At 35.3% G+C, this 3,797-nt stretch carries 2 protein-coding genes; both read right to left on the reverse strand.

Annotation, left to right across the window (positions count from 1 at the left end; translation table 11 throughout):
* A partial coding sequence (locus tag AC1DPQ_RS20885) for a hypothetical protein (protein WP_477610750.1) occupies positions 1–526 on the reverse strand: 526 nt, incomplete at its 3' end.
* A partial coding sequence (locus tag AC1DPQ_RS20890) for a PAAR-like protein (RefSeq protein WP_477610751.1) occupies positions 510–3,797 on the reverse strand: 3,288 nt, incomplete at its 5' end. The genes AC1DPQ_RS20890 and AC1DPQ_RS20885, both read right to left, overlap by 17 nt.

Raw genomic sequence — 3,797 nt, forward strand, 5'->3', positions numbered from 1 at the left:
CTTTTAGCGTTTGAAATTCGGTAAATAAATGCTCCTTTCTCATTAAATAATAATTTTCATTATATGCGAAAACATCCATCTCACTATTTAATAATTCTTTATAATCTTTATACTGTTGACCAAAGAGAGTAATGTAGTTGTCTGTTATATTTATTTTGTTAGAACTTTTTAAGTTCTTTATGCCAAATATTTCATTAATCTTTTGATAAAATATTTCATCGTTAACTACTTTATAACCACTATTCTTTAATCCTAGAAGTAATACTTTTGATGCTAACTCTAAATCTTTAGGTGTCAATTCATATGGATCTTCTGGATCTAGTTCATCACTTACCATCTGTTTTTGATATTCAAGATGTTGTTTAATTTCGTTAATCTCATTTTTTGTTAAATTCATTTCTGTTTCTTTAACTATTTGATTGTTTTTAGCGGGCTTATTTTTACAGGCAATTAATAATAAAATAATAGAGAAGTAGATTAACGTTTTTTTAATGTACATATGATTTCTTTTAATTAGTTTTTCCATCCGGTTTGTTTTTAATGCCAATTTTTATATTTAATGCTTGTATATCACCATAAATATCATTGCTATTTAATTTATCTATGTCTTTAATAGTGTAATCCACAGGTATATAAAAGCCGTATAATTTTTTCTGCTTACTTTTACTTGTATAATCACCATATTCACTAAATCGGATTGAATCATTTTGATTGCCACCGAGAAGTATATATTTTCCACTGGTGTTTTTTCCAAATAGTAATCCTGTATGTCCATGTTTACCGTCAGTATGTTTGTAAACGACAAAACAACCGTATATGGGCTCAGGTATTTTCTTGTATTTAGAATTACTTATAGGAGCTAAGGATGAGGCTGAATTTAAATGACTATATGGAAGTTTAGTTTTTGCATTTTTAGTTTTGCTAATGCACCAATTCATGAAAGCTGCACACCATGCACCTTGTTCACCATTTGTTGGCTCAGCAGTGTTTTTGCAATAAGACAAGTATTCCTTTGCTTTTGTATACATCGGATTTTCTGACTCCAAACAACCTCTCATTACTTTAGCTTCATTTAATGCTATTTCCATCCAAGGCGCGCGATTACCCAATATTTTAATGTCAATATTTTTCCAGCTACATTCACCTACCTTAAATACTTTAGAACTATAATTATCAAAAGTATTTTGCTTTAGTGTATAACTGTCTCCAACTTCGTTACCTATTCCTTGTGAAATTGGTTTGTTTTCTAGTGCCCCATTTGATTTCGTAATCAACCCATTCCACTTATAAAACGCCATTGAAGTTAGTACCGCAATTTTAATATCCTTAGCTACAATATCAGAATTTTTAAGGATATCCACCTGCTCATATTTTAAAGTATAAGTGTTTGCTTTGCTATAATTTTCTCTTCCTGTTAGTTGTATCAAGCCTTTTCCCCTAAAATTCCAGCCATCTCCTTCCTGTGTATTGCCAATTCTATTTCCAACACTGCGGTTTTTATCCGCATAAGCAAGATTCGCAATCATTTGCGGATTTGCTTCATGATCTTTGGTTCTTCCAYATTTATAGGCATCTTCTTTATGTTTTGTAAAATACGAAAAAGGCGGATTGTCCCTTTTTCCAGTTTTTTTATTTAAGTTACCGTTGATCAGCGTATCTGCACTGTAATTCATGTTTTCTCCGCTTTTCAAATGCAGTTTAGTTCCGGATTCTACCCGGATCTGGGCAAAAAAATGTGCTTTAACCCAGCAGGTATTCAGGCCAAGATCGGCCATGTATTTGTTGTAGGTGATGGCAACCGTTGTGAGCGTGGCATCATCAGCATCTTTAAATATTTGTTTTAGTTCTACCGTAGTAATGTCTTTATTACATCTGGGGCAATCACTATGACTGTTGTCTTCCTGATTCCCCACGCCCACCAATGCTTTCCCTCCATTTGCTGGTACATCATTTTTAAAGGCTACTAAAGTATTGCTTGTTCCTAAAAACTCCATTTCTTCTATCATGGCATAAAAACGATGCAGTTTTTCACTATAACTTTTCTCCCAGCTTTTGGCCAATATGAAATCAAACTCAACAATACCGTTATCATTTAAAGGGTATTCTTTATGGTGTACAAGTGTATCTTTCCTTAAATTGTCGAATCCAAGGCGGCTTTCTTTTCTGTAAATTTTTACAGATACATTTTTTGCACTTAGGTTACGCGTGCGGATGCGGCATTTCATTTTGCTGCCGTATAGTGCTTGGATAACCGGTTTGTTGTCGGTTAAAAATTCGATGCTTACAATTTCTTCTTTGGTAACCAGTTTTAGTTTTTGCAGCGGTTGAGGAATATTCCCATTTAAGATTTCATATTTTTTATCAGTCGAGTATACTTTGAAGTAAAATGCTGTCCCTTCTTTTAGCAGTTTTTGATACTTATCTGCATTGGGGATGAAATTGTATTTCTCTAAATCTAATATTTGATTTTGAGGGACTCTGAAGCCTGTAATCACGTGGATGGCTCTCGCTTTGCTGCTGTGATCTAAATAACCATATTCTAAATTTACAATTAAACCTTCTGCCGCTTTAAATTTAATGTAGGCATGGTTTGGTTCGCCCCAGCCTGTTTTTGTTTTTTTACCACCTTCGGGATATTCCCACTGTGCCAATATAACTTCGGGCTGTGCAACTATTATTTTAACCGCTACTTTTGCGCTTGGTTGTACCATATATGCCTGCACAGTATACTCACCCGGTTCGTCAAATTGATGGGTTATGGTTTCACCTATTTTTGACTTAAAAACTTCAACTGGTTTACCATCAATATCTTTGCATATCCATTTTACAGAAGCAATTTCCTGCGGTAACGTGGGCAATATTTTAAAATGGTCTTTTACGCTAAAAGTTATCTCTTCTTTTATTCTTGTGCTTTGTGTCGAAGTGATGATTGAAGTAATATCATTTTTTAAAGCCTGTATCTGTTTTGATTGTTTTGGAATACCATTAAAACATGCAGATACCACATAGCTGCATTCTTCGTTACAGATTACCTGAGTGATGTTCCCTGTCTGGGTTAATAGCGTAGGAATACCAATTCCTCCTGTTTTGGTTACCTCCCAAGTAATAGTACTGATGTCGCCTGGTAGGGCCACAGACTGAAAAAGGCTTTGAAGCCTAAAGGTTATAGGTACATTTATTCTTRCTTTTGTATTTCCATCAACTGTGGTCACGGTTTCAATCTCGTTTTCTTTAATGGTATAAGGCCTGGTTATTCTTTTATCACCGTTGGTTTTGCCATAAGCTTCAATTAAATAGGTGCCAACTTTCTTAAAGGTAATGGTGAGGGTTTCGCCTGCATCGTTTCGCAATTGCAAGGGGATGCCATTTGTATCATAGACTACCCAGTTTACTCCTTGCTTATCTGCACCGGTTGCTTTGCCAGCAAAATCGGCTTTAAAAGTAATAGGCGTATTGAGCGGTTGTTGATCGTGGTAAGATAAAGGTATTATCGATTTTACTGTTGCACCATCTTCATCTTCATTTTTTGCCGCTTGTTCGGTATGAATCAGTTCTTCGGTAAGCAGGGGACCATCAGCGGCCCAACTGCCAGCCTTGGCATTTTCTAATTCCTGTGCAGTAATGTTGGCTTGCTGGCCATGTTGAACTATTTTTACATTTCCACCTTTTGCAGTACAAATAGCTGTGCTTTTGTTGGTCAGTACATAAGCACCGTTTGGCAATTCTACTTTTTCATAATAATCTTTCCATTGCAATCTGGCAGTACAGGGTACAGGTTTACTTGGGTCGGGTACTTT

The sequence above is a fragment of the Pedobacter sp. 01T416_2 genome, from assembly GCF_056398925.1.